Source organism: Amycolatopsis saalfeldensis, from assembly GCF_900110575.1.
GTDB lineage: Bacteria > Actinomycetota > Actinomycetes > Mycobacteriales > Pseudonocardiaceae > Amycolatopsis > Amycolatopsis saalfeldensis.
In genome coordinates, this window is sequence record NZ_FOEF01000019.1 from 164,694 (window position 1) to 188,372 (window position 23,679).

The 23,679-nt window shown below is 71.5% G+C and carries 28 protein-coding genes and 1 riboswitch; of the genes, 15 read left to right on the forward strand and 13 right to left on the reverse strand.

Annotated features, from left to right (window positions below; translation table 11 throughout):
• Positions 1-136: 136 nt before the first annotated feature.
• Both BMY97_RS34150 and BMY97_RS34155 read right to left on the reverse strand, forming a co-directional pair.
• On the reverse strand, positions 137-949 hold the full coding sequence (locus tag BMY97_RS34150) for a lysozyme (protein WP_091625252.1): 813 nt from the start codon (positions 947-949) through the stop codon (positions 137-139).
• Between the two features lie 124 nt (positions 950-1,073).
• Entirely contained in the window at positions 1,074-1,739 is a 666-nt protein-coding gene (locus tag BMY97_RS34155; protein WP_091625255.1) for a type VII secretion system-associated protein, read from the reverse strand.
• A 59-nt stretch (positions 1,740-1,798) separates the two neighbouring features.
• Between BMY97_RS34155 and BMY97_RS34160 the strand changes: the two genes are divergently transcribed.
• The 4 genes from BMY97_RS34160 to BMY97_RS34175 all read left to right on the forward strand — a co-directional run bounded on the left by BMY97_RS34160 (position 1,799) and on the right by BMY97_RS34175 (position 4,099).
• Positions 1,799-2,179, forward strand: coding sequence for a sterol carrier family protein (locus tag BMY97_RS34160; RefSeq protein WP_177231673.1), 381 nt, complete (start codon positions 1,799-1,801; stop codon positions 2,177-2,179).
• Between the two features lie 173 nt (positions 2,180-2,352).
• Complete coding sequence (locus BMY97_RS34165; protein ID WP_091625260.1) at positions 2,353-3,234, forward strand: helix-turn-helix domain-containing protein; 882 nt, start codon at positions 2,353-2,355, stop codon at positions 3,232-3,234.
• 270 nt (positions 3,235-3,504) lie between these two features.
• The gene (locus BMY97_RS34170; RefSeq protein WP_091625446.1) at positions 3,505-3,744 is read left to right on the forward strand and encodes a DUF397 domain-containing protein; all 240 of its coding nucleotides are present in this window, start codon (positions 3,505-3,507) and stop codon (positions 3,742-3,744) included.
• Positions 3,731-4,099, forward strand: a complete 369-nt coding sequence (locus BMY97_RS34175) for a hypothetical protein (RefSeq protein WP_091625263.1) — start codon at positions 3,731-3,733, stop codon at positions 4,097-4,099. Before BMY97_RS34170 ends, BMY97_RS34175 begins: the two co-directional genes overlap by 14 nt.
• A 66-nt stretch (positions 4,100-4,165) precedes the next feature.
• Here BMY97_RS34175 and BMY97_RS34180 read toward each other — a convergent pair whose 3' ends face one another.
• Together BMY97_RS34180 and BMY97_RS34185 are read right to left on the reverse strand one after the other, a co-directional pair.
• On the reverse strand, positions 4,166-4,825 hold the full coding sequence (locus BMY97_RS34180) for a response regulator (protein WP_091625265.1): 660 nt from the start codon (positions 4,823-4,825) through the stop codon (positions 4,166-4,168).
• Positions 4,822-6,000 (reverse strand): sensor histidine kinase, encoded by a 1,179-nt coding sequence (locus tag BMY97_RS34185; RefSeq protein WP_245787635.1) that lies wholly within the window; start codon positions 5,998-6,000, stop codon positions 4,822-4,824. The genes BMY97_RS34180 and BMY97_RS34185 overlap by 4 nt, the downstream gene beginning before the upstream one ends.
• Before the next feature lie 137 nt (positions 6,001-6,137).
• Here BMY97_RS34185 and BMY97_RS34190 point away from each other — a divergent pair, with 137 nt between their 5' ends.
• The 5 genes from BMY97_RS34190 to arfB all read left to right on the forward strand — a co-directional run bounded on the left by BMY97_RS34190 (position 6,138) and on the right by arfB (position 10,145).
• Positions 6,138-6,515, forward strand: a complete 378-nt coding sequence (locus tag BMY97_RS34190; RefSeq protein WP_218156936.1) for a hypothetical protein — start codon at positions 6,138-6,140, stop codon at positions 6,513-6,515.
• Positions 6,516-6,538: 23 nt separating this feature from the next.
• Positions 6,539-6,949, forward strand: coding sequence for a hypothetical protein (locus tag BMY97_RS34195; protein ID WP_091625268.1), 411 nt, complete (start codon positions 6,539-6,541; stop codon positions 6,947-6,949).
• Between the two features lie 97 nt (positions 6,950-7,046).
• Positions 7,047-8,579, forward strand: coding sequence for an amidophosphoribosyltransferase (gene purF / locus BMY97_RS34200; RefSeq protein ID WP_091625270.1), 1,533 nt, complete (start codon positions 7,047-7,049; stop codon positions 8,577-8,579).
• Between the two features lie 32 nt (positions 8,580-8,611).
• Entirely contained in the window at positions 8,612-9,682 is a 1,071-nt protein-coding gene (purM, locus tag BMY97_RS34205; protein ID WP_091625273.1) for a phosphoribosylformylglycinamidine cyclo-ligase, read from the forward strand.
• 34 nt (positions 9,683-9,716) lie between these two features.
• Positions 9,717-10,145, forward strand: a complete 429-nt coding sequence (gene arfB, locus BMY97_RS34210) for an alternative ribosome rescue aminoacyl-tRNA hydrolase ArfB (protein ID WP_245787636.1) — start codon at positions 9,717-9,719, stop codon at positions 10,143-10,145.
• On the opposite strand, the gene BMY97_RS34215 is transcribed toward arfB, so the two are convergent.
• The 3 genes from BMY97_RS34215 to BMY97_RS34225 all read right to left on the reverse strand — a co-directional run bounded on the left by BMY97_RS34215 (position 10,142) and on the right by BMY97_RS34225 (position 12,877).
• A complete protein-coding gene (locus tag BMY97_RS34215) occupies positions 10,142-10,888 on the reverse strand; it encodes a GNAT family N-acetyltransferase (protein ID WP_091625278.1) in 747 nt (248 codons plus the stop codon). The genes arfB and BMY97_RS34215 overlap by 4 nt on opposite strands.
• Positions 10,889-11,065: 177 nt before the next feature.
• Positions 11,066-11,722, reverse strand: a complete 657-nt coding sequence (locus BMY97_RS34220) for a VanZ family protein (RefSeq protein WP_091625281.1) — start codon at positions 11,720-11,722, stop codon at positions 11,066-11,068.
• Positions 11,723-11,980: 258 nt separating this feature from the next.
• Positions 11,981-12,877, reverse strand: coding sequence for a Gfo/Idh/MocA family protein (locus BMY97_RS34225; RefSeq protein WP_091625283.1), 897 nt, complete (start codon positions 12,875-12,877; stop codon positions 11,981-11,983).
• Positions 12,878-12,920: 43 nt separating this feature from the next.
• Positions 12,921-13,054: riboswitch (cobalamin riboswitch) on the forward strand.
• A gap of 15 nt (positions 13,055-13,069) precedes the next feature.
• Here BMY97_RS34225 and BMY97_RS34230 point away from each other — a divergent pair.
• The 4 genes from BMY97_RS34230 to BMY97_RS34245 all read left to right on the forward strand — a co-directional run bounded on the left by BMY97_RS34230 (position 13,070) and on the right by BMY97_RS34245 (position 17,323).
• The gene (locus tag BMY97_RS34230) at positions 13,070-13,729 is read left to right on the forward strand and encodes a hypothetical protein (protein ID WP_091625286.1); all 660 of its coding nucleotides are present in this window, start codon (positions 13,070-13,072) and stop codon (positions 13,727-13,729) included.
• A gap of 46 nt (positions 13,730-13,775) precedes the next feature.
• The gene (locus BMY97_RS34235; protein WP_091625454.1) at positions 13,776-14,825 is read left to right on the forward strand and encodes a CbiQ family ECF transporter T component; all 1,050 of its coding nucleotides are present in this window, start codon (positions 13,776-13,778) and stop codon (positions 14,823-14,825) included.
• Positions 14,822-16,426 (forward strand): ABC transporter ATP-binding protein, encoded by a 1,605-nt coding sequence (locus tag BMY97_RS34240; protein WP_091625288.1) that lies wholly within the window; start codon positions 14,822-14,824, stop codon positions 16,424-16,426. Before BMY97_RS34235 ends, BMY97_RS34240 begins: the two co-directional genes overlap by 4 nt.
• A 105-nt stretch (positions 16,427-16,531) precedes the next feature.
• Positions 16,532-17,323, forward strand: a complete 792-nt coding sequence (locus BMY97_RS34245) for an ECF transporter S component (protein WP_091625289.1) — start codon at positions 16,532-16,534, stop codon at positions 17,321-17,323.
• A gap of 37 nt (positions 17,324-17,360) precedes the next feature.
• On the opposite strand, the gene BMY97_RS34250 is transcribed toward BMY97_RS34245, so the two are convergent.
• Positions 17,361-18,221 carry a 3-hydroxybutyryl-CoA dehydrogenase gene (locus BMY97_RS34250; RefSeq protein ID WP_091625292.1) on the reverse strand — a complete coding sequence of 287 codons (861 nt, stop codon included), beginning with the start codon at positions 18,219-18,221 and terminating at the stop codon, positions 17,361-17,363.
• A gap of 107 nt (positions 18,222-18,328) precedes the next feature.
• Positions 18,329-18,517: a DUF3073 domain-containing protein gene (locus BMY97_RS34255; protein ID WP_091625294.1), complete on the reverse strand. Its 189-nt coding sequence runs from the start codon at positions 18,515-18,517 to the stop codon at positions 18,329-18,331.
• Positions 18,518-18,724: 207 nt separating this feature from the next.
• Here BMY97_RS34255 and BMY97_RS34260 point away from each other — a divergent pair, with 207 nt between their 5' ends.
• Positions 18,725-19,621, forward strand: coding sequence for a DUF8083 family protein (locus BMY97_RS34260; protein ID WP_091625297.1), 897 nt, complete (start codon positions 18,725-18,727; stop codon positions 19,619-19,621).
• Here the strand turns inward: BMY97_RS34260 and BMY97_RS34265 are convergent.
• Genes BMY97_RS34265 through ygfZ form a run of 3 tightly spaced genes read right to left on the reverse strand, consistent with a single transcriptional unit; the run spans position 19,602 to position 22,313 of the window.
• On the reverse strand, positions 19,602-20,540 hold the full coding sequence (locus BMY97_RS34265) for an asparaginase (RefSeq protein ID WP_091625299.1): 939 nt from the start codon (positions 20,538-20,540) through the stop codon (positions 19,602-19,604). The two genes, BMY97_RS34260 and BMY97_RS34265, sit on opposite strands and share 20 nt — an antisense overlap.
• A complete protein-coding gene (locus BMY97_RS34270) occupies positions 20,537-21,133 on the reverse strand; it encodes an RsiG family protein (protein WP_091625302.1) in 597 nt (198 codons plus the stop codon). Before BMY97_RS34270 ends, BMY97_RS34265 begins: the two co-directional genes overlap by 4 nt.
• 49 nt (positions 21,134-21,182) lie before the next feature.
• Positions 21,183-22,313, reverse strand: coding sequence for a CAF17-like 4Fe-4S cluster assembly/insertion protein YgfZ (gene ygfZ / locus BMY97_RS34275; protein ID WP_091625305.1), 1,131 nt, complete (start codon positions 22,311-22,313; stop codon positions 21,183-21,185).
• Positions 22,314-22,386: 73 nt separating this feature from the next.
• On the opposite strand from ygfZ, the gene BMY97_RS34280 reads away from it, so the two are divergent.
• Entirely contained in the window at positions 22,387-23,232 is an 846-nt protein-coding gene (locus BMY97_RS34280; RefSeq protein ID WP_091625307.1) for an aminodeoxychorismate lyase, read from the forward strand.
• Here the strand turns inward: BMY97_RS34280 and BMY97_RS34285 are convergent.
• Complete coding sequence (locus BMY97_RS34285) at positions 23,214-23,675, reverse strand: hypothetical protein (RefSeq protein ID WP_425425367.1); 462 nt, start codon at positions 23,673-23,675, stop codon at positions 23,214-23,216. The genes BMY97_RS34280 and BMY97_RS34285 overlap by 19 nt on opposite strands.
• Positions 23,676-23,679 lie beyond the last annotated feature (4 nt).

Sequence of the window (23,679 nt, forward strand, 5' to 3'; positions counted from 1 at the left end):
TATGTGCAGGTAGCCGCCCGTGGGGAGATTCTTGAGGACAGGCTCGCGTTTGTCATCAAGTTCCGCGAAGTTAAAAGTTCACGTGGGTGATTTTCCTCAGTGGATGAACGTCAATTCGGCAGCAGATAACAAATGTTCACCCGATTGCCAGATTGCGCAGGAGCGCGAGGGGGCCGTTGAGCCAGTTCTGGTCGCCCGGCAGCACGCCCTGGTCCGCGAACTGCCAGATCGACTGGCTGCGCCAGCCGGCGGGCAGCTCCCCGACCTGGGTGTTGTAGCGCGCCAGCCACAGCGGATTCGCGCCGAACGCGGGGGTGTTGCCGGTGCACTTCTTCCACCAGCTCGTGGACGTGTAGATCGTCGGCAGCCGGCCGGTGCGCGCACGGTAGGTGTCCGAGAAGGACTGGATCCACGCGACGAGCGAGCCCGGGTCCTTGCCGTAACAGGTGTCGCCGTACGGGTTGTACTCCATGTCGAGCGCGCCCGGCAGGGTCTTGCCGTCGCCGGACCAGCCGCCGCCGTGCGCGATGAAGTAGCCGGCCTGGGTGGCGCCGTCCGAGACGTCGGGCCGGGCGAAGTGGTAGGCGCCGCGGACGAGCCCGACGGCGTACGAACCGTTGTACTGCTGCGTGAACTGGGGGCTGACGAACCCGGTGCCCTCGGTCGCCTTGATGTAGACGAACTTCGCGCCCGCGTTCGCGGCCGAGGGCCAGTCGACGGCCCCTTGGTGCCCGCTCACGTCGTGGCCGAGCACCTGGTCTTCGGCCGCGTACTGGACGTTCGGCGTGCCGTCGACGCCCTCGTGTTTCGCGATCTGCGAGCCGGCGAAGTTGTCGTCGGCCCCGGCGTAGCTGGGGGTCGCCTCCGCGGGCGGTCCGCACAGCGCCAGCCCGGCCACGCCGGCGAAGAGAACCGCGCCGAAGCGCAGCAGCGGGTTACGACGCTTCACCCTGGACTCCCAACCGGACGCGTGTACTCCTTACGGGGCCACGATGCCCGCCCTCCGCCGTTCCGGCGAATCGGTGATCACTCAGTCGGGTTATTTCCGCAGGTCAGAGCCGATACTGTGCCATTCAGCGCCGTTCTTCGGCCAGCGCCTTGATCAGGTGCTCGGCCGGGACGACGGCCGTGATCAGGTCGTGCGGGTTGACCGCCACCGGGTGGCCGGCCAGCAGGCCCACGATGTCGCGGCCCAGCACGGCGCGGGCGTGCGGCCATTCGCGCGGCACCAGCGACTTGCGCGTGTACGCGGGCACGAGCACCCGGCCGTCGGTGTTGTGGAAGCCGATGATCGTGCGCTGGATCGGCGACATCGCGTAGACGAACAGCGTCGCGTCCAGGATCACCTGCGGCAGGTCCTCGGCCGGGCGGTGCTCCGTGCGCACGAGCTGGAGCAGCCGCTCGAGGTCGTTGGCGGGCTCGGGGAAGCCGAGCGCCTTCGGGGAGGGCCGGTAGCGGTCGTTGGGGTGGAAGTCCTCGACGACGTCGCCACCGCCGTTCACCGGGTACGCGCCCACGACGGCCCACGAGGGGACCGGGCCGTTGGGGTCGAAGGCCTCGTCGATGACGTACAGCCAGCTGTTGGGGTTCGCCCGCGCGTTGGCCCGCATCTCCTCGGTGATCTCCGGCTTGCCCTGGGGGCCGCGGCGGCCGTGCCGCCCGCCCGAAGGCTGTTTCCCGCGGCGCTCCGCGGGGGTGGTCCGGGAAGCCGTCCGATCTGCCTCGTCCCGCTGCGCCATCGCCGTCCCTCGGTGCCGGGTGCCAGAAATCTCGTGTACGGCCACTCTACTGTTCTCCCATGGCCTCATCGCGTTCGGTCGACCCCGCTGAGTTACGAGCCGCGGTGCTGGCCGTTTCCGGCTGGCTGCGAGGCGGGGGCCCGGATCCGGCCCGGCCCGAGCTGGCCGCGGCCGTCCGGCTGAGCCTGCGGACGCTGGCGCAGGACGCGCCCGGGCACACCGTCGAGGTCCGGGTCCCGCCGTTCGCGGCGGTGCAGTGCGTCGAGGGGCCCCGGCACACCCGCGGCACTCCGCCGAACGTGATCGAGACGGACCCGCGCACCTGGCTCGAGCTGGCCACCGGCCTGCTCGGCTGGGACGGCGCCGTGGACGCCGGGCGCGTGACCGCGTCGGGCACCCGGGCCGACCTTTCGCACTGGCTCCCGGTAGTCCGGCTTTGATCCACTCGGGTCCGGACCGGCCAATACTCACCTGACTGTGTCCTTTGACTCCGACTCTCCGTAGACTGCCGGGACGGGGCCCGAGCCTTGCTATACGGCGTGGCACCGTAGGTGTACTTTGGGTAGTCGGGCTGAATCCCCAGGTCAACCAGCGGCGTACGGAAGGTCCGGTCATGAACGCGGTGAACGCGTCCGGTGGTGGTGAGCCGAGTCTCGGGCCCACCGCCCGCCGCATGATCCTCGGCTCGCAGCTGCGCAGGCTGCGGGAGGACGCGGGCATCACCCGCCAGCAGGCCGGCTACAACATCCGCGGCTCGGAGTCCAAGATCTCGCGCCTCGAACTGGGCCGGGTCGGCTTCAAGGAGCGTGACGTCAGCGATCTGCTGACGATGTACGGCGTGGCCGACGTCGAAGAGCGCCAGGCCTTCCTCGAGATGGTCAAGCAGTCGAACGAAGCCGGCTGGTGGCGGAAGTTCGGCGAAACGGTGCCGGGCTGGTTCACCGACCTCGTCGGCCTGGAAGAGGCGGCGTCCCGGATCCAGATCTGGGAGCCGCTGTTCGTGTCCGGCCTGCTCCAGGTCGAGCAGTACGCGCGGGCCATCTTCAGCCACGGCCGCCCGGAAATGGCGGACGAGCGGGTCGACCAGCTGGTGGCCCTGCGCATGCGGCGGCAGAAGATGCTGGCCCGCCCGGACGCGCCGCGCATCTGGGCCGTGCTCGACGAGTCGGTGCTGTACCGGCCGATCGGCGGGCCGAAGGTGTTCAAGCAGCAGCTGGAGTACCTGCTCGAGGTGACCACGCTGCCGCACGTTTCGGTGCAGATCCTCCCGTACTGCCGAAGTGGCCTCTCGGCCGAGCACGCGTTTTCCCTGCTGCGCTTCGCCGAGACGGAACTGCCGAACATCGCGTACGTCGAGTACCTCACCGGCGCCCACTACCTCGACAAGCGCGACGAGATCGAGAAGTACGGCCGCGCGCTCGACTTGCTGGCCGTCGACGCCGAGACCCCGGAGCGCAGCCGGGCCCGGCTGGCGAAGCGCCGCCAGGAGATCTGACTCCACTTTCCCGTGGCCTCGGTGTTCCGTTGAGCGGAGCGCGACCATTACCCGGCAAAGTAATACTTACCGTAACTATTCACCCTATCGGGTAGTGGTGTGTTCGCCTGACTGGGACTTTCTACTGAACTGTGTCGTTACGTAGGGAGAAACTTGCAAAAACTTCTGCACGTGCATTTACCGCTGCAACCGCGCGTGCTAGCGTCGAAGTCGCAAGCAAATGCACATGCAGATTCCTGAGCTTTTCATCGTCCCGGAAGGGTGGCGATCATGGCTGAGCGGTTCGAGAACGGTGTTCCGGCCGACCGTCTGACCGGCGTCGCATGGCGCAAGGCGAGCTACAGCGGCTCGGTCGGCAACTGTGTGGAGGTCGCCCCTCTCGCCTCCGGTGAAATCGCGATGCGCAACTCGCGTTTCCCGACCGGACCGGCGCTGGTCTACACCCGCGCCGAAATGGCTGCCTTCCTCGCGGGAGCGAAGGACGGGGAATTCGACGATGTCCTCCAGTGACATCCTCGACATCGAAACCGGCCTGCAGGAGCTGATCGCCCGCGGGTACCAGTTCGTGCACCCGGCGGACGAGCGCGGCGAGGTGCTCGCCGTGGTCGGGGTCCGGGTCCACGACGACGTGGTGGACGTCGTCCGGCTCAACGCCGAGGACGACGTGGTCGCCCTGCGGGTGCCCGGCACCGAGGAGAACGTCCTCGAACCCGAGAAGTGGTTGTGGCGTGCCGATGGCGACGCCACGGAGGTCCTCGCGGAGGTGCTCGCGCTGCCCGACCGGCAGGATCCGGACGGCTCCCAGACCAAGGGCTGCTGGCTGCCCGGCCGCGGCGGCACGTCCAAGTGGCTCGCGGCCCGCTGAGGCCGCGCCGCCCCAGTTTTCAGGCCCCGTACGAAGTGTCCCAATACACCTCGTGCGGGGCCTGGTTCATGCCCGCGGCAGAACCAGCCCGGCCCGGACGGCGAGCACGACGAGCTGGGCGCGGGACCGGGCGTTGAGCTTGCCCATCGCCCGCGCCACGTGGGTGCGGACGGTGGCGGGCGAAAGGAACAGCGCCTCGGCGATCTCGCCGTTGGACCGGCCGGTGGCCACCCACGCGGTGATCTCCCGCTCCCGGCCGGTGAGGGTGTCCAGGCCGTCGACGGTGGCGGGCACGGCCCAGCGCTGCGCGAAGGTGGACACCATCAGCCGGGTCACCGAAGGGGACAGCAGCGCTTCGCCGGCCGCCACGACCCGGACCGCGTGCACCAGTTCGGCCGGCGCACTGTCCTTGAGGATGAAGCCGCTGGCCCCGGCGCCGAGTGCCTCGAACACGTACTGGTCGATTTCGAACGTGGTGACCACGATGACCCGCACCGGGCGTAACGCCGGATCGGCGGCGAGGTGGCGCAGCACCTCCAGCCCGTCCATGCCGGGCATCCGGATGTCCAGCAGCATCACGTCGGCAGGGCTGTGGCGGAGCCGGGTGAGCGCCTGCCGGCCGTTGTCGGCCTCACCGACCACCCGCATGTCGTCCTCGCGGTCGACGAGCACCCGCAGTCCCATCCGGACCAGTTGATGGTCGTCGACCAGCAGCACGCGGATCATCGGGCCGGCTCCGGCGCGGGCAGCCAGGCCACGACCTGGAACCCGCCGCCGTCACGGGGGCCGGCGGCCAACCGGCCGTCAAGCTCCTCGACCCGGCGGCGCATCCCGGCCAGTCCACGGCCGGCCGGCGCTGTGGCGGTCGGGCCGGTGCCACGGTCGGCCACCCGGACCTGAACGTGCCGGTCGCCGCGGTGGATCGCGACCTCGGCCCGGGTGGGGCCGGCGTGGCGCAGGACGTTGGTCAACGCCTCCTGCACCACCCGGTACACCGTGGCGCCCAGCTGCTCGGGCAGCTCGGCGGGACCGTCGGTGCTCACCTCCACCGGCAGGCCGCCGGCCCGGACCTGCTGGATGAGCCCGGCGAGGCCGGCGACGCCGGCCGGGTCGCCGGGCCCCGGCGAACGGGGGTGGAAGGTGTCCAGCATCCGGCGCAGGTCGGCGAGCGCGGCGATGCTGGTCTCCTGGATCGCCTCCAGCGAGAGCCGGGCCTGGTCCCGCTGCTCGTCGAACACGAGTAACGCGACTCCGGCCTGCATGGTGACCAGCGCGAAGCCGTGGCCGGCGATGTCGTGCACTTCGCCGGCGAGCCGCATCCGCTCCTCGAGGGCGGTGCGGGCGATCAGGTCCCGGCGGGCGCGCCGGCGAGCCGCGTCCCGCACGTGGAGCAGCGCGCCGAGCGACCACGGCAGCACGATCCAGCCGGTCCAGGCCAATGCCAGCAGCGCCGGGGAATGCCCGTCGCCGATCAGCCTGAGCAAGAGGGTTGCCGACGAGATCACCGCCGCCAGCCCGCCGGCCGCCGCCGACACGGCGAGCGGACGCTGCCGGGCCACCTCGAACACCGTGATCACCAGGCACAGCAACACCGGCCCGTAGGGATATCCGGCCAGCAGGTACGCGTTGACCAGCAGTACCGCGCCGGCCAACGCACCGAGCGGCATGGTCCGCCGCGGCACCGCCGTCACGGCCGCGGCCGCCACCAGCAGCACCAGCCCGACCGCGTCCACGGGGCGGGACCGGTCGGCCTGCCCGACCGAGGACGCCACCGTGCCGGCGACCACGGCCACCGCGAGCGCGGCGCCGAGCACCACGTCCGACCACGCCGGACGCGCCAGCCGATCGCCGAGCACCGCCACCATGCCGCCCAGCCTGCCCGCCCGCGTGTGGCCGCACATCAGCGTCGTGCCGACACCTGCCTACGTCAGTTGACGTAGTTCCCCGACGCGAACGCCGCTCTCCGTCCGACGCGGTCGCCGGCCCGCCGAGCCGACCATGGTTGTCGTTCGATCCGGCCCATCGAAGGAGGTCTGCCATGACAGCGCCAACCCGGGTGGCGTGGACGGCGATCGGCCGGGCCACCGGCCCGCACCGCTCGCTGCTGATCGCCACCTGCGCCGCACTGGCACTGGCCGCCATCGCCGATGAAGCCACCGGTTACGACGGGCCCGGCCCGTTCATCTACCTGGGGGTCGCCCTGGTCGTGGCGGTGGTCCGAGGGCGGTACACCCCGCTCCTGGCCGCCGTCATGAGTGCCTTCTTCCTCTACGGCGGGTTCGCGTCTTCCCAGTCCAGGTCCACCTTGACCCACCCGGCGGCGGTGTTCGGCTTCACCGCCGGCTGGGTGCAGGTGCTCAGTTTCGTCGCCGCCGGGGCCTTCGCGGTGGCCTCGGTCATCCGCGCCACCCGTTGATCCCACTTCTGAAGGAGTTCGCCATGTTCCGCCGTCTCGACCGAAACACCCTCATCTCGTTCGCCGGGCTGCTCGTCGGCATTCTCGGGCTGCTGATCCAGTGGGCCGCCGACCCGGCGAAGTTCGCGAACGGGGAGAAGTCCGTCGGCTTTTCCGCGTTCCCGCCGGGCATTCTGTTCATCCTCGGGGCCGGGCTGCTGATGCTGGCCACCGCCCGCTGGTGGTGGCATCCGGTCTTCGGCGTGCTCATCGCGTTCTGGATCGTCGTGGTCGGCGGGCTGTCCAATCAGCTGACGCCCAACCTGTTCTCGTCCAACCCGGGCACGGTCGCGGGCAACGTCGTCATGGTCGTCGGGCTCGCCACCGCCGGGATCGCCGGGGTGATCGGCATGGTCAAGACGCGGCGGGCGAAGCCGGTTGCGTCGGCCAGGTGAGAGCGAAGTGGGCAGAACCACGTCGCGTCCGCCGTTTATCGGCTTGACACCCTTTACACTTGAGGCGGCCTGACCACGTCTTCCTGGGAGCACCTCGGTGGTTTCCGACCCGTCCAGCACTGTTCAGCCCGACCCGGAACCCCGCGAGGAGTGTGGCGTCTTCGGCGTCTGGGCTCCCGGGGAAGAGGTCGCGAAGCTGACCTACTACGGCCTCTACGCCCTGCAGCACCGCGGGCAGGAGGCGGCGGGCATCTCGGTGTCCGACGGCTCGCAGATCGTGGTCTTCAAAGACCTCGGCCTGGTCAGCCAGGTGTTCGACGAACAGGTGCTGCAGTCGCTGCAGGGCCACATCGCCGTCGGGCACTGCCGCTACTCCACCACCGGCGCGACGATCTGGGAGAACGCGCAGCCGATCTTCCGGACCACCGCCACCGGCAGCGGGCTTTCCTTCGCGCACAACGGCAATCTGGTCAACACCTCGGAGCTGCGCGAGCGCACCATCGCCGCGGGCCTGAAGCCGCACGCCGGGCTCACCGGCTCGTCGAGCGACTCGGACCTGATCTGCGGGCTGCTCGCCGCGAACGCCGCCGACAAGGGCATCGAGGCCGCGGCGATGGAGCTGCTGCCGACCCTCGTCGGCGCGTTCTGCCTGGTCTTCTCCGACGAGAACACGCTGTACGCGGCGCGCGACCCGCACGGGGTGCACCCGCTGGTGCTCGGCCGGCTGGAGCGCGGCTGGGTCGTGGCGAGCGAGACGGCGGCGCTGGACATCTGCGGCGCCTCCTTCGTCCGCGAGGTCGAGCCCGGCGAGCTGATCGCGATCGACGCCTCGGGCCTGCGCTCCTCGCGGTTCGCCAACCCCGACCCCAAGGGCTGCGTCTTCGAGTACGTCTACCTGGCCCGCCCGGACACCTCGATCGCCGGCCGCAGCGTGCACGCCACCCGCGTGGAGATCGGGCGCCGGCTCGCCCTGGAGCACCCGGCCGACGGCGACCTGGTGATGCCGGTGCCGGAGTCCGGCACCCCCGCCGCGATCGGCTACGCGCAGGGCTCGGGCATCCCGTACGGCACCGGCCTGGTGAAGAACGCCTACGTCGGGCGCACGTTCATCCAGCCGTCGCAGACCATCCGCCAGCTGGGCATCCGGCTCAAGCTGAACCCGTTGCGCGACGTCATCCGCGGCAAGCGGCTGGTGGTGGTCGACGACTCCATCGTCCGCGGCAACACCCAGCGCGCGCTCGTGCGCATGCTGCGGGAGGCGGGCGCGCTGGAGGTGCACGTCCGGATCGCGTCGCCGCCCGTGCGGTGGCCGTGCTTCTACGGCATCGACTTCGCCTCGCGCGCCGAGCTGGTGGCCAACGGCGTCGACCTCGACGGCATCCGCCGCTCCATCGGGGCCGACTCGCTGGGCTACATCTCGCTCGACGGCCTCGTCGCGGCTTCGGAGCAGCCGAAAACGCGCCTGTGCACGGCCTGCTTCTCCGGCGAGTACCCGATCGCGCTGCCCGACGACGCCCTCATCGGCAAGCACCTGCTGGAGAGCATGAATTCTGCGGATGGCGCGACGGTGTCTCCGCTCCCGGTCAGCCCCGCGGGGTACGGTGCCGAAGACGCCGTCCGGCGTCCCTAGTCATCAGCTTGTCCAAGAGGGAGTCCGCTTCCGTGAGCGAGTCCACGAGCGCCACGTACGCCGCCGCCGGGGTCAGTATCGACGCCGGTGACCAAGCCGTCGAGCTGCTCAAGCCACACGCCGAGCGCGCCACGCGACCAGAGGTCCGCGGCGGGGTCGGCGGCTTCGCCGGGCTCTTCTCGCTCAAGCTCGACCGGTGGAAGGAGCCGGTGCTCGCCTCGTCCACCGACGGCGTCGGCACCAAGATCGCCGTCGCGCAGGCGCTGGACAAACACGACACCGTGGGCATCGACCTGGTCGCCATGGTGGTCGACGACCTGGTGGTCACCGGGGCCGAGCCGCTGTTCCTGCAGGACTACATCGCCGTCGGCAAGGTGGTGCCGGAGAAGATCGCGGCGCTGGTCGGCGGCATCGCGGAGGGCTGCGTGCAGGCCGGCTGCGCGCTGCTCGGCGGCGAGACGGCCGAGCACCCCGGCCTGATGGGCGAGCACGACTACGACATGTCGGCCACCGGCGTCGGCGTCGTCGAGGCGTCCGCGCTGCTCGGCCCGGAGCGGGTGCGCCCCGGCGACGTGGTGCTGGCCATGGGCGCGTCCGGCCTGCACTCGAACGGCTACTCGCTGGCCCGGCACGTGCTGCTCGACATCGCGCGCATGCCCCTGGACGGGCACGTCGAGGAGTTCGGCCACACGCTCGGCGAGGAACTGCTGGTGCCGACCCGGATCTACGCCAAGGACTGCCTGGCGCTGGCCGCCGAGACCGAGGTGCGCACGTTCGCGCACATCACCGGCGGTGGCCTGGAAGCCAACCTCGCGCGCGTGATGCCGCGTGGCCTCGTCGCCCGGCTCGAGCGCGGGAGCTGGACGCCGGCGCCGGTGTTCGCCGTGATCGGGCAACGCGGCAAGGTCGAGCGGGCGGAGCTGGAGAAGACGTTCAACATGGGCGTCGGCATGGTCGCGATCGTCTCGGCCGAGGACGTCGACCGGGCGCTGGCCGTGCTGACCGCTCGGCACGTGCCGGCCTGGATCCTCGGCGACGTGCAGCCGGCCGAGGACCCGGACGGCGCGCGCGCCGTGCTCTCGGGCGACCACCCGCGCTTCTAGAAACGCGGTTGCCGCAGCCTGACAGACTGGACGGGTGGCAGAGGACGTGGTGATCGGCTCCCGGTTCGTGGTACCCGGGGCCGAGTTGAGCGAGCGCTTCTCCCGGTCGTCCGGACCGGGCGGGCAGGGCGTGAACACCACGGACTCCCGGGTCGAGCTGTCGTTCGACGTGGCCGGCTCGGCGGTGATCCCGCCGCTGCTGAAGGAGCGCATCCTGGCGCGGCTCTCGGGACGGCTGGTCGACGGCGTGCTGACCATCGCCGCCAGCGAGCACCGCTCCCAGCTGATGAACCGGGACGCGGCACGGGAGCGGCTCGCTTCGATGCTGCTGGCAGCCTCCGCGCCGCCGCCGGCCAAACGGCGTCCCACCAAGCCTTCCCGTGGCTCGAAGGAACGCCGTCTGGCCGCGAAGAAGCGCCGTGGCGACGTGAAACGCGGCCGCGGCGGGCGCTTCGACGACTAGCTCAGCGAGAGGTGCACGCACTCGCCCGCCGGCTGGTAGCCGACGCGGCGGTACACCGTGGCGATGCCCTCGTCGCCCGGGGTGAGGAAGGCCGTGTGCCCGCCTCGCGCGTGCACGACGCGCGTGAGGCGCGCAGCGATGGCCGAAGCGATCCCGCGGTGCCGGTAAGCGGTGGCGACGGCGATGCCCGCGATCTCGGCGGTGCCGTCCTCGACCTCCAGCGCCACGCCGCCGCCGATGATCTCGCCGGTGGCCGTGTCCTCGGCGAGCACGGCCCGCCCGCCGTACGCCAGCGTGGCGGCCAGGTCGGCGTCGGACACGTCCGGGGATTCGCCGTACGCCACGTTCTGCGCCGAACGCAGGCCGCGCGCGTCGGCCTCGGTCGACGGCGAGCGCAACCCGATGCCGTCGGGCGCCGGGCGGTCGAGGAAGTCACCGGGCGTGCAGGTCATGAGCGGGATCCGCCGCTCCAGCGCGTAACCCTGCTTGACCAGGAGTTCTTCGAGGTCCGGGGCGGCCTCGGTGAAGAACTCGAACCGCGGCAGCAGGCCGCGGCGGCGGTAGGCCGCGGTCAGTTCGGCGATCTCGGCGGGTGACGCCGTGGCGCCGTCGTCGGGGATCGCGTAGTTGAGCATGGGGTGGTCGGTGTCCCGCGCGAAGGTGGCGAGGAACGGGCCGACGCGTTCGGTGTCACGGCCGCGGGGCGCGGTCGTGCGGACATAAGCCTGAAGAGCTGACGACATGACTGGGAGAACCCTTTCGGGGTCGAAGAAGGAGCGCGTGAAACACGCGCTGGGGGCGACGCTGAGGAGCTCGCGTCAGGCCTGACCTCGGCCGACGCGGGCGGCGGCGGCAAACATAGGCGTTCCTTCGTCCGAAACGGGTTTGACTCGAGTCTGGCACCTGGGGCAAGCGAGTTTTCAGCGCCGTTCGGGATGGCCGACGCCGGCGTAGCGCGTGTCCCAGACCGAGCGCGGCACCCGCAGCCGCAGCGTCGGCGCCTCGCAGACGGTCCGCCGCACCTGCCGCGGGATCGGCGGCGGCGCCGTCGGCAGATCGAACCGGCGCCAGCCGCGCCGGGTCAGCGCCGCGCCGATCGTGGCGCCGAGGGTGTTGAGCAGGACGTCGTCGGTGGAGCTGACGCGGCCGGAGTGGATCACGAACTGCATGGCCTCCACCAGCACGGACGCGGTCATCGCGGTGAGCGCGAGCCGGGCGAGCGAGCGCAGCCGCCGCACCCGGATCGGGAGCAGCGCGCCCAGTGGGCACAGCATCAGGAGGTTGCCGATGACCTGCCAGAGCGAGCCGTCGTCGGACAGCGCGTCGGACAGGTCGGCGCCGGGGATCAGGTCGAGGGTGCTCGTGTCGGCGTCGCCGACGGGCATCAGCACCAGGAAGCCCACCAGCACGCCGAGGGTCACGATGGAGACGTCGACGGCGGCGGTCTGGGAGGCGTGGCGGATGCCGGTTCTTCGCCGCCTCCTCGCCGTGAGCAGTGGCCAGCTGATCAGCGCGTAGGGCAGCGCGATGGCCGTCAACGGGATCATCCCCCAGAAAGCGCGCAGCAGAGCACCCATGCGCTTCCCTTCTCAGAGCCCCTCTGAACTGCTTCTTCCCGCCCTCCCAAGATCAACCTTCGCATCGCAAGATCCACTTGGCACTCCCAGTGGCCCGCACTATTCGGTGATCTTCCGGTGGCGCGAAACGGCTTCCCGTGGTTCGGTCGAGGCGCGGACCGTCCACAGTGGATGCTGTGGACAACCCTGTGGAAGGATTTCGGGTGCTTAGGCGAAAGCCTTATTTCACAACAGAAATTAGCAAAGGCGGCCTGTGTACTACTCGGCCAGCTCGCGGGCCCGTTCGATGATCGACGACAGGTGCAGGCCCCGCCGGACGTCGCACGGGTGAGTGGTGGTGCCGCTCGCGATCATCGCCGCGAAGTCGTCCAGTAGGGCGGTGTAGGACTCCCCGGCCGTGCCCGCTTTGCGTCCGAGCGTCCGGTATCCGTGCTCGCCGTACACGGCGATCTCGACCACGGTGGGCTGAACCGGCAGGTGCATTGAGAGCGTCGCGGTGCTCGTCGCGCCGCCCTCGTGGGCCAGCAGCAGCTGCCAGAGGCCGTCCTCGCCGCGGTGGGCCGCGAGCACGTCGGTGATCCGGCCGAGTGCGGCGTCGAGCAGGTCGAACGCGTGCGGGCCGATGTCCGCGAGCGCGCCGCCGGAGGCGTCCTGGCGCCAGGCCGAAGTCGCGTACCGGCCGCCGAGCAGCGCGCCCGAGAGCCAGCGGGCGCCGCCGCCGTGCCAGCCGCCGGCGCGGGTGATGCCTTCGAGCCACTCGCGGGTCTGCGTGGAGAACCGCAGGGTGAGCATGACCAGCGACGCGACGTCGTTCGCGGCGACGGCGTCGGCGAGCCGCTGCGCGCCGGCCAGGTCGGCGGCGATCGGCTTCTCCAGGATCAGGTGCTTGCCCGCTTCGGCCGCCTTGACCGCCAGCTCGGCCTGCACGGCCGGCGGGACGGCGAACGCCAGCGCGTCGACCTGCGAGAACAGCTCGTCGAGCTGATCGGTGCCGATCGCCCCGTGGGCGTCGGCCAGCTCCTTCGCGGCGTCGGCACGACGGGCCCAGACGGCGGCGAGCGTCGTCCCGGGATGGTCGGCCAGGCCGGGCGCGTGCACCGTGGTCGCCCACGGACCGGTTCCGACGAGCCCGACGCGCAGCTGTCCGTCTCCCACGCCCGGAAGTGTAGGTGTGTCCGGTCTCGCTTCCTGCGGGTCCCTCCCGTGGGTTAACGTCGGTGGCTTCTACACCACGAACGGGGGAAGCCGGTGCGAGTCCGGCGCTGACCCGCAACCGTGATCGGCCTGGTCAAGGCCGTGAGCCGGATCGCCCGCCGTGGTCCGACTCGATGCGAGGTTCATCAACCGATGTCTGTTCCTTCGCTCGCCTGGGGGCGAGTCCTCTCCGCGTGTGCGCTGCTCTTCACCGCCGGCCTGGCCGGGGCCGGTCCGGCCGCCGCGACCGTGCCCGGGAAGGGCACCGCGGGTTATTGCCCGGACGCCACCGGGGTCACCGTGATCGTCGACTACCAGGACCTCGGCGGTGACACGCTCATCCGCTGCGCGCCCGGACCGCAGGAGAACGGCGTCACGACCATGCAGAACGCGGGCCTGGACCTGGCCGGCGCCGGCAAGTACGGCCTGGCCCTGATCTGCAGGATCGAGGGCAAGCCGGCCGACCAGTCGTGCACCGGGATGCCGCCGGAGAGCGCGTCGTGGAGCTTCTGGACCGCCACGAACGGCGGCAAGTGGGAGTCGAGCCAGGTCGGCGTGCAGGGCTGGAAGCCGCCGGCGGGCAGTTTCGAGGGCTGGTCGTTCGCCCGCAACAAGGCCTTCGCGGACTACCCGCCGCCGCGGACCGCGCCCGTCCGGCAGGCGAACGCGCCGGCTCAGGCGCCGGCTGGTCAGTCCACCTCGGACAGTGGTTTCCCGTGGGGGCTGGTGATCGGCATCGTGGTGATCGTGCTGATCGCGGCCGCCGGGGTGGTGACGGGGCTGCGGCGCAGGCGTGGTGCGGACCGCTCGTGAGCCGCGCGGCCGGTCGCGAGCCCCGCTGACCGGTAGCCCCCGCGCGCTGCACCCCGGTGCGTGGTGGGTGTGGGCGCTCGCGCTCGCCGTCGCCGCGAGCCGCACCACGAACCCGTTGCTGCTCGGCCTGGTGATCGCGGTGGCCGGGTTCGTGGTCGCCCACCGCCGCACGGACGCGCCGTGGGCGCTGGCCTTCCGGCTGTACGCGTACATCGGCGCGGTGATCGTGGCTTCCCGCGTGCTGTTCCGGATCCTCATCGGCGGCGAGGACGGCGGGCACGTGCTGTTCACGCTGCCGACCATCCCGCTGCCCGCGGCCGCCGCGGGGATCACGCTGCTCGGGCCGACGTCGGCGGAGGAGCTGCTGGGCGGGTTCTACGACGGGCTGCGGCTGGCCGCGATCGTGCTCTGCGTCGGCGCCGCGAACGCGCTGGCGAACCCGAAACGCCTGCTCAAGGCCGTTCCCGGGGCGCTGTACGAGCTGGGCACGGCGGTCACGGTCGCGCTCTCGGTGGCCCCGCAGCTGGTGGAAAGCGTGCAGCGGGTGCGGCGCGCGCGGCGGTTGCGAGCGGGACACTCGCGCGGCTTCCGCTTCGTGAAGGGGATTTTCGTGCCGGTGCTCGCCGACGCGATGGACCGCTCGCTCCTGCTCGCCGCGGCGATGGACTCGCGGGGCTACGGGCGGCGGGGCTCCCTCGCGCCGCGGGTGCGCGTGCTGATCGCGGTGTGTGTGCTGGTCGGGATGATCGGTGTCGCCGTCGGGGTGTACGGCGTGCTCGACGGGACGTCGACCTGGCTCGGCCTGCCGATGCTGGCGGCCGGGCTGGTGGTGGCGGGGTCGGGGTTCGTGCTCGGCGGCCGTCGCGTCCGGCGCACGGCGTACCGGCCCGACCTGTGGCGGCTGCCCGAAACGCTGGTGGTCCTGTGCGGCGTCGGGGCGTGCGCGCTGCTGTTCGCGGCCGGGCCCGCCGGGCTGTACCCGACCGGGCTGGAGTGGCCGTCGTTGCCGGTCCTGCCGGTGTTGTCCGTGCTGATCGGGGCGCTGCCGGCCTGGCTGGCGCCGCGTCCCGTGTCGTTGCTGGAGGTCGCCCGGTGATCGAGTTCTCCCACGTCGGGGTCACTTACGATGGGGCCGCGCGGCCCGTTCTGTCCGATGTGGACCTCGTGGTGGAGGAGGGCGAGCTGTGCCTCGTCGCGGGGCGGACCGGTGTCGGCAAGTCGACTTTCCTCGGCGCGATCAACGGGCTCGTCCCGCACTTCACCGGCGGCCGGCTGACCGGCCGCGTGCGGGTGGCCGGGCTGGACACCGAGACGCACCCGCCGCGTGAGCTGGCGTCCGTGGTCGGGGTGGTCGGGCAGGACCCGCTGGCCGGGTTCGTCACGGACACCGTCGAGGAGGAGCTGGCGTACGGCATGGAGCAGCTGGCCGTGGCGCCGGACGTGATGCGCAAGCGCGTCGAGGAGACCCTGGACCTGCTGGGCGTCGCGGACCTGCGGCACCGTCCACTTCGGACGCTTTCCGGCGGGCAGCAGCAACGCGTGGCGATCGGCTCCGTGCTCACGGCGCACCCGCGGGTGCTGGTGCTGGACGAGCCGACGTCCGCGCTCGACCCGACGGCGGCCGAGGAGGTGCTGGCCGCGATCACGCGGCTGGTGCACGACCTGGGGACCACGGTGGTCGTCGCGGAGCACCGGATGGAGCGCGTCGCGCAGTACGCCGACCGCGTGCTGTACCTGCCCGGCGACGGCTCGGTGGTCTCCGGCCCGCCCGCGGAGGTGTTCGCCTTCGCGGACGTCGCGCCGCCGATCGTCGAGCTGGGCCGGCTGGCTGGCTGGTCGCCGCTGCCGCTCTCGGTGCGTGACGCACGGCGGACGGCGGGCCCGTTGCGTGCCCGGCTGGCTCCGTTTTCGCGTCCTTCCGACCCGGGCTCTGCTTCCGGGGAAACGGTGGTGCGGGCTTCGGCGGTGCAGGTCCGGTACGGCGACGTCCTGGCGGTGCGCGGAGTGGACCTGCGGCTCGGGCGGGGTGAGGTCGTGGCGCTGATGGGGCGCAACGGATCGGGGAAGTCCTCGCTGCTGTGGGCTTTGCAGGGCAGCGGCCCGCGGTCCGGCGGGACGGTCGACGTCCTGGGCGAGGACCCGGCCCGGCTGAAGCCGCGCGCGGCGCGGACGCGCGTCGGCCTCGTCCCGCAGAGCCCGGCGGACCTGCTGTACCTGGAGACGGTGGACGCCGAATGCGCCCAGGCGGACCAGGAATCGGGGACGGCGCCGGGCACGGCGCGGTCGCTGCTGGACCGGCTCGTCTCTGGCGTCGACGGCGCGCTGAACCCGCGTGACCTGTCCGAGGGCCAGCGGCTGGCGCTGGTGCTGGCGGTGCAGCTGGCGGCCGCGCCTCCGGCGTTGCTGCTCGACGAGCCCACGCGAGGCCTCGATTACCCGGCGAAGCGGCACTTCGCGTCGGTGCTCGCTTCGCTCGCTTCAGAGGGCCACGCCATTCTCCTGGCCACCCACGACGTGGAATTCGTCGCGACCGCCGCGCACCGCGTGGTGGTCATGGCCGAGGGCGAGGTCGTCGCGGACGGCCCGACCGCGGAGGTGGTCGTGTCCTCACCGGCGTTCGCGCCCCAGGTCGCGAAGATCCTGGCCCCGGCGGAATGGCTGACGGTGGACGAGGTCGCGAAGGCGCTGGGCACATGAGCGAGCCTGCGAGTGAATCATTCAGCACTGCGCCTTCGGCTCAGGCCGCACCGAGCGTCAGCGAGGTGGGCGCATGAGCGGGCGCGCGATCGAGGGCCGGGCGAGATGACCGATTTCCTGCGACCCGCCATCCGGGTCCGGTGGCGGAGCGCGTTGGTGCTCGGGGTGGCGGTGGTGCTGGGGCTGCTGATGTTCTGCTGGCCCCTGTTGGTCAACACCACTCCGGGGGCCGGACACGGGGTCGACGCGCCGTTTGTCTTCATGGCCACCCTGCCCGTGCTGATCCTGATCGTGCTGGCCGAGTTGTCGAGCGGCGGGCTGGATTCGAAGGCGCTGGCGCTGCTGGGCGTGCTGTCGGCCGTCGACGCGGCGTTGCGGCCGCTCGGCGCCGGGACGGGCGGGATCGAGCTGGTGTTCTTCCTGCTCGTGCTGGCCGGACGGGTGTTCGGGCCGGGGTTCGGGTTCGTGCTGGGGGCGACGTCGTTGTTCGCCTCGGCGCTGCTCACCGGCGGGGTCGGGCCCTGGCTGCCGTTCCAGATGCTGGCGTCGTCGATGGTGGGGATGGGGGCGGGGCTGCTGCCGTCGCGGGTGAAGGGCCGTTGGGAGATCGCCATGCTCGCGGGGTACGGCGTGCTCGCGGCGTACTTCTACGGGCTGGCAATGAGCATGTTCACCTGGCCGTTCTTGGCGGGTTCGTCCGCGCTGGACTTCGTGCCCGGCGCGCCGCTGGCGGACAACCTGCACCGGTTCCTGGTCTTCACCGTCCTGACCTCGACGATCGGCTGGGACACCGGCCGCGCGCTGACCAACCTCGCCGCCATCCTGCTGCTCGGGCCCGCCATCCTGCTGGTCCTGCGCCGCGCCGCCCGGCGGGCCGCGTTCGGCCCGGCCAGCTGAGGTGTCCACCAGCCGAAGAACTATCCGGCCGTGGCCATCAGGAGTACGAGTAGAACCCGCGGCCGGTCTTCTTGCCCAGCAGGCCAGCGTCCACCATGCGCAGCAGCAGCGGCGGCGACGAGTACAGCGGCTCCTTGAACTCCGCGTACATCGAGTCCGCGATGGCCTTGATGGTGTCCAGCCCGATCAGGTCGGACAGCCGCAGCGGGCCCATCGGGTGCGCGGTGCCCAGCTCCATGCCGCGGTCGATGTCCTCGGCGGAGGCGAAGCCGGATTCGATCATGCGGATCGCGGACAGCAGGTACGGCACCAGCAGCGAGTTCACGATGAACCCGGCGCGGTCCTGCGACCGGATCACGGTCTTGCTCAACGCCTTCGTGGCGTGCTCCTCGGCACGGCGCGTGGTTTCGTCGCTGGTCAGCAGCGACGGGACCAGCTCCACCAGCGGCAGCACGGGCACCGGGTTGAAGAAGTGGATGCCGACCACCTGCTGCGGGCGAGCCGTGGCCATGCCGAGCTTCATGATCGGGATCGACGAGGTGTTGGACGCGAACAGCGCGTCCTCCCGCTCCACGATCTTGTCCAGCTGGCGGAAGACCTCGACCTTGGCCTGCTCCTGCTCGAGGATCGCCTCGATCACCAGGTCACGGTCGGCGAACTCGCCGATCTCGGTGGTGAACCGCAGCCGGCCGCGCGCCGCTTCGGCGTCCTCGGTGGACAGCTTGCCGCTTTTCACCCCGCGCTGCAGCGACTTCTCGATGCGAGCCCGGCCGGCGTCCAGCGCGGGCTGGTTCACCTCGGTGACGATCACGTCGATGCCGGACCTGGCGTGCACCTCGGCGATGCCGGACCCCATCAGGCCCGCGCCGATCACTCCGACACGCTGTACGTCGCTCACCGGCTCGCTCCTTCACACCTTCGTGGGCACGAAAAATTGGGCAGCACGCGACGCGCGAGGGTGTGCCCGGGTTCGCACCCGGAACCACCCTCGCGCGTCACGCCTGCTCAACGACGGTATTCGTCGTACCCGTCGTCGTACGGGTCTTCGTACCCATTGTTGTCGTCCTCGGGGCTGTTTTCCGAGGAACTACTCGACAGCTCGCGCTGCAAAGCATCGAAATCGGTTTCGTGAGAGCTGTACTTGAGCTCGCGCGCCACCTTCGTCTGCTTGGCCTTAGCCCGGCCGCGCCCCATGGCTCGACCCCCTCGCACAGGGGCGGGGCGGCCGGGGGAATCGGCGGCCCCGCATCGTCTCGACAGTTCTTTCCTGGTCACACCGTACCGTGTCCAGGGGGGTGGATGCGACGTGGCACGGTGTGCCGGTCGCGACAGTGTCCGCCGGACGCCGGTTACCGGCCTGTCGGTGGGGATCGGCGCAGGTGGGCGTGCCACGATGCACTGGTGCTCCGTCCCTTCGCCGCCTATCTCCGGGTGTACGAACCCCTGCTCGCCTTGGGTGACCCGCCGGACGAGCGGCTGCGCGAAGCCGTGGCCGCGGCGAAGCTGCGCCGTGCCGCCATCGGCGAACGAGAGCAGTACATGTGGCTCAAGTCACAGGTTGCCGCGCCGTCCCGCTTGCTGCCCGCCGAGCTGTCCGACGGGCGTCCCTCACCCAGCCTGGTCAACGACGTGCTGGTGCTCGGCCCCGAGGAGCTGCCGTCCGGGCATCCGGTGGAGGGCCCGTTCGTCTGCCCGCTCGAGCTGCGGGCCCGCTCGGCCGCCGCGCTGGTGACGTTCCTCGGCGACGCGCACCCGGCGTTGAAGAACGCGGTGCTCGACGCCGGCGGGGTCTCCGCCGACCGCGCCCGGTCCCGCACGAAGGCCGCGATGGCCGACCTGACCACGATGGCGGCGCACACCCTGACCACGACCTGGACGGTGCCGTTGCCGTGGTTCGTCCTGGTCGACCCGGACGAGCGGCGGCTGGTACTCGGCTCCGGCCCGGACGACCCGACGCGCGAGCTGTCCTGGCGCGTGTCGATGTCCGACGCGCTGGAGCGCGCGGGCGAGGCGAGTGAGCTGATCGAGGCCGCGTTCGGCGAGTCCGGTCCCGCGCGGGTGCTTTCGCAGACCCGGCAGTGGCTGGAGAGCTTCAACCCGTCTTCGGTCGTCGAACTCGACTACGGCGGCCTCGTCCAGCTGTTCGCCGATTCGATCCTCGACTCCGACACCACGGCCGAAGAGGTGCACGACATCCTGGACGCCCTGCGCACCGGCAACGTCGAGGAGCTGGCCGAGCTGTTCTCGGAGCTGCGCGAGTTCTGGGGCGATCTGGCGGCTAGGGAGCACTCCAACTGACCCTGAGCCGGCCGACTTCCCGGCCGCCGCCCAGCACGGCGGGGGCCGCCAGGTCGGCCAGCTCGGAGACGTCCACACCGAGGTGACGCAGCACGGCCACGCCCAGCGGGGCGCAACCGCGTTTGGTGCCGTCGTCCAGTTTCAGGGCGAGCGCCGTGCCGTCCGGCAGCGACATGGCCCAGACCGCCTCCGCGCCGACCTTCGACAGCAGGCCGGGCACGGTCTTCATCACGCGGGTGTCTTCTCGGTCCGTGCCGGCGACCAGCCACGGGTGCGCGCGCATCGCGTCGGCCACCCGGCGCTCGTCCGAGCCCGGGGCGGCCTGCGTCAGGCGGCCGAACGAGCGGGCCAGGCCGGTCAGGGAGAAGGCGAACAGCGGGGCGCCGCAGCCGTCGACTCCGGTGGCCGCGATCGGCTCGCCGGTGAGCGACACGACGGCGTTCGCGATCGCCTTCTGCAGCGGGTGCGCGGGGTCCTCGTAGCCGTCCGTCGGCCAGCCCGCCGCGACGCAGGTGGCGAGCATCGCCGCGTGCTTGCCGGAGCAGTTCATCGTGACGCGCAGCGGGCCGGCCGCCGCGTGCATCGACGTTTCGTCCAGCGGGTACGCGGGCGGGCAGGCCAGCGCGGACTCGTCGAGGCCCGCAGCCGCCAGCATCGCCGCGACCCGCTCGGTGTGGCCGGGCTCGCCGGAGTGGGAGCCGCAGGCCAGCGCCAGGTCGGCTCCGTCGTAGGACAGTCCGGAGTGGAGCATCCCGACGGCCTGCAGCGGTTTGTTCGACGAGCGGGGGAACATCGGGCTGGTGACGTCGCCGGTGGCCAGCCGCACCGTGCCGTCCGGGGCGGTGACCACCACGGAGCCGCGGTGCGCGCTTTCGGTGAACCCGGAGCGGACGACCTCGACCAGTACCGGGTTGGTCACTTGCCGGAGCCCGCGCCACCGGCGGAACCGGTGTCGGACCGGCCGCGCTCGGAGTCCAGCAGCTCGTCGACCGACGCCGAGCCGCGCTGGTAGCGGGCGGCGATCTCGGCGTTGAGCGCGTCCATCACCTCCTGCACCTGGCGGCGGAACGTCGAAACGGACGTCTCCTCCGTGGCGTAGGTGTCCAATGCGGAGGCCAGCTTGCTCTCGGACAGCGAGCCGACGTCGGTCAGATCGGTGTCGCCGATCAGGGCCTCGGCGTGCCGGCGGTGCTCACCGGCGCGTGAGGGCTCCAGCCCCTGGTGCCGGCCGGAGCCCTTGGCCGGGCCGATCGCGTTGTCGGCGAGGATCGTGGCGAGCTGGTCGACGATGCTGCTCTCACCGCCGGACGAACGGCGCTGCTGCTCGGCGCGCACGATGTCGATCCGGGCGTGGAGCAGCCGCCGCAGGTAGGAGAGGTCGGTTTCTTCCTGCGCGGCCTCGTCCCTGCGTTCGCGCAGCACCGGAAGCGGCAGGTCGCCGAGGCCGGTGAGGTATCCCGGGGCGAGGACGCGGTCGATCCGCCTTCGCCCGCCGGGACGAACTTCGATCACGGGCACATCCTGCTCTACATTCCCCGACAACGCTACCGTCGAGTTCACTTCAGCCCCGAAGCCTCGACGCGGCCTCTCGACCAGGGGCGGCGTGCTCGCCGGGCACCGAGTCCGGGTCGACGGTGGCCTGCACCACCCGGTCCTCGGCCCCGGCCAGCAGCTCCGCGCCCGCCGGGGTGGACCGTTTGACCAGCGCCAGCGCGATCGGCCCCAGCTCATGGTGCTGGACAACACTGCCGACGCGTCCGACCACGCGTTCGCCCAGCCGCACCGGATCACCCGTCTCGGGGGTGATCTCCGGCGAGCCGTCGAGGTGCAGCAGCGCGAGGGACCGCGGCGGGCGGCCGACGTTGTGCACCTTCGAAACGGTCTCCTGGCCGCGGTAGCAGCCCTTCGCGACGTGCGCGGCGGAGTCGACCCAGCCCATCTCGTGCGGGATCGAGCGCTCGTCGGTGTCGGTGCCGAGCCGCGGGTGCAGCGATTCCACGCGCAGCGCGTCGAAGGCCCAGCTGCCGGCCGGGCGCGCGCCCGCGTCGGTGAGCCGCTGCCACCAGTCCGCCAGCTGCTCGCGCGGCACGGCGAGGTCCACACTGGACCGTGCCGGCCACGGCATCCGGCGCGCGAAACCCCCGCCGGGCAATGCGGTCACGGTGTACGGCGCGGGCCCGACCTCGGCGCCGACCGCGCTCAGCACCCGCTCGGCGTCCGGGCCGAGCACGGTGAGCAGCGCCAGTTCCGTTGTCGCGTCGCGGATTTCGACCTTCGACCAGAACTTCATCGCCTCGAAGTACTCGAGCAGCGTCTGCTTGCCGCCCTTGGGCAGCGCGCTGGTCGCGCTCGCGCCGGGGTCGCTGTCGATCCAGACGGTGCCGTCGAGGTGCGCCAGCACGAAGTGGGTGTCGATGTGGCCGTGGCTGTCGAGCACCAGCGCCTCGGTGCCGGTGCCCTCGGCCAGCTCCGTCACGTGCTGGGAGATCACCAGATGCAGCCACGACAGGCGTTCCTCACCGGTGACGGCCAGTACCTCGCGGTGCGAGCGGTCGATCACGACCACCCCGCGGGCGGCCGTGCGCTGCTCGGCGAACGGGTCACCCCAATGCCAGGGGACGCCCGATTCCGGGTGGCCTTCGGGCGGGGCGATCGCGCGGGGGGCTTCCAGCAACGGCGAGCGATACGGCATGAGGACAAGACTAGCTCCGCCTTCCTCCCCGCCACCGCCTCAGCGGAACCCGCGCTGGTACTACGGTGTGGGCATGCGCGTTCTCGCCTTCCTCGACGGAACCCTGGCCGACCCCGACGCCGCCCACATCCGGGTCGACGACCTCGGGCTGCTGCGGGGGGACGGGGTGTTCGAAACGATCCTCGTGGCGGACAAGAACCCGCGTGAGCTGCGTCCGCACCTCGACCGCCTCGCCCGCTCCGCCGCCATGCTGGAGCTGCCCGCGCCGGACCTCGAGGGGTTCGAGCGCGCGGCGCGAAAGGTCATCGACAGCTGGATCGGCGGCCGCGAGCTGGCCCTGAAACTGGTGTACACCAGGGGAATCGACGGCGATCCGGCCGGGGTGCCGACGGCGTTCGCGATGGGCCTGGAGATCGACGAGAAGGTCCAGCGCGCCCGCACCGAGGGTGTCGCCGCTGTGCTGTTGGAGCGCGGCTTCGGCCCGGACGTCGCCGAGCGCGCGCCGTGGCTGCTGCTGGGCGCGAAGACCGTGTCGTACGCCGTGAACATGGCGGCGCTGCGCGAGGCGGGCCGCCGCGGCGCCCAGGATGTGATCTTCACCGCTGCCGACGGCTCGGTGCTGGAGGGCCCGACGTCCACGGTGGTCGTCGCGAAGGGGCGCACGCTGTACACGCCGCCGTCGACCATCGGGATTCTCCCCGGCACCACGCAGTACGCGTTGTTCCGCGGCGCGGAAAAGGCCGGCTGGACGATCAAGGTCGAGCCGATCCCGGCCGCCGAGCTGACCACGGCGGACGCGGTGATCCTCGCGTCTTCGGTCCGGCTGGTCACCCGCGTGCACACGCTCGACGGCGTGGCGCTGCCGGACTCGGCCGCCCTGCACCGTGAGCTGGTGGCGGCCTACGAGTCGGAGTACTGAGCCGGGCTGATCCGCACGACCGAGGCCGTCACGCCCTCGGCGCGGTAGGCCGCGATCTTGTGGTGCCCGTCGACGATCAGGGCGCGGGCGCCGGTCAGCACCACGGCCACCGGGCGGTGGCCGGAGCGGATGGCGGTCCGGTAGTAGGCGACTCTGGCCTCGTCGGCGGGCGGCCAGCCCGCGGTGGCGACCAGGTCGTCGCCGGGGCGCCGCTCGGGGCCGCTGACCTGGTAACGGCCGTCCACCAGCAGGTCGAGCAGCTCACGCAGCGTTTCGGCGAGCGGTCGCCGCAGCTGCCCGGTGGCGAGCGCGATCCGGAGCGACTGTGACAGCTCCCCTCGTGGGTGTTCATGCCGGTCAGAACCGTTCTCAGCACTCACGAGGGCTGTGCCGGCATCCGGCGCCAGGAAGCCCTTACCGCCTGTGACCGTTACCTGTTCCACAGCT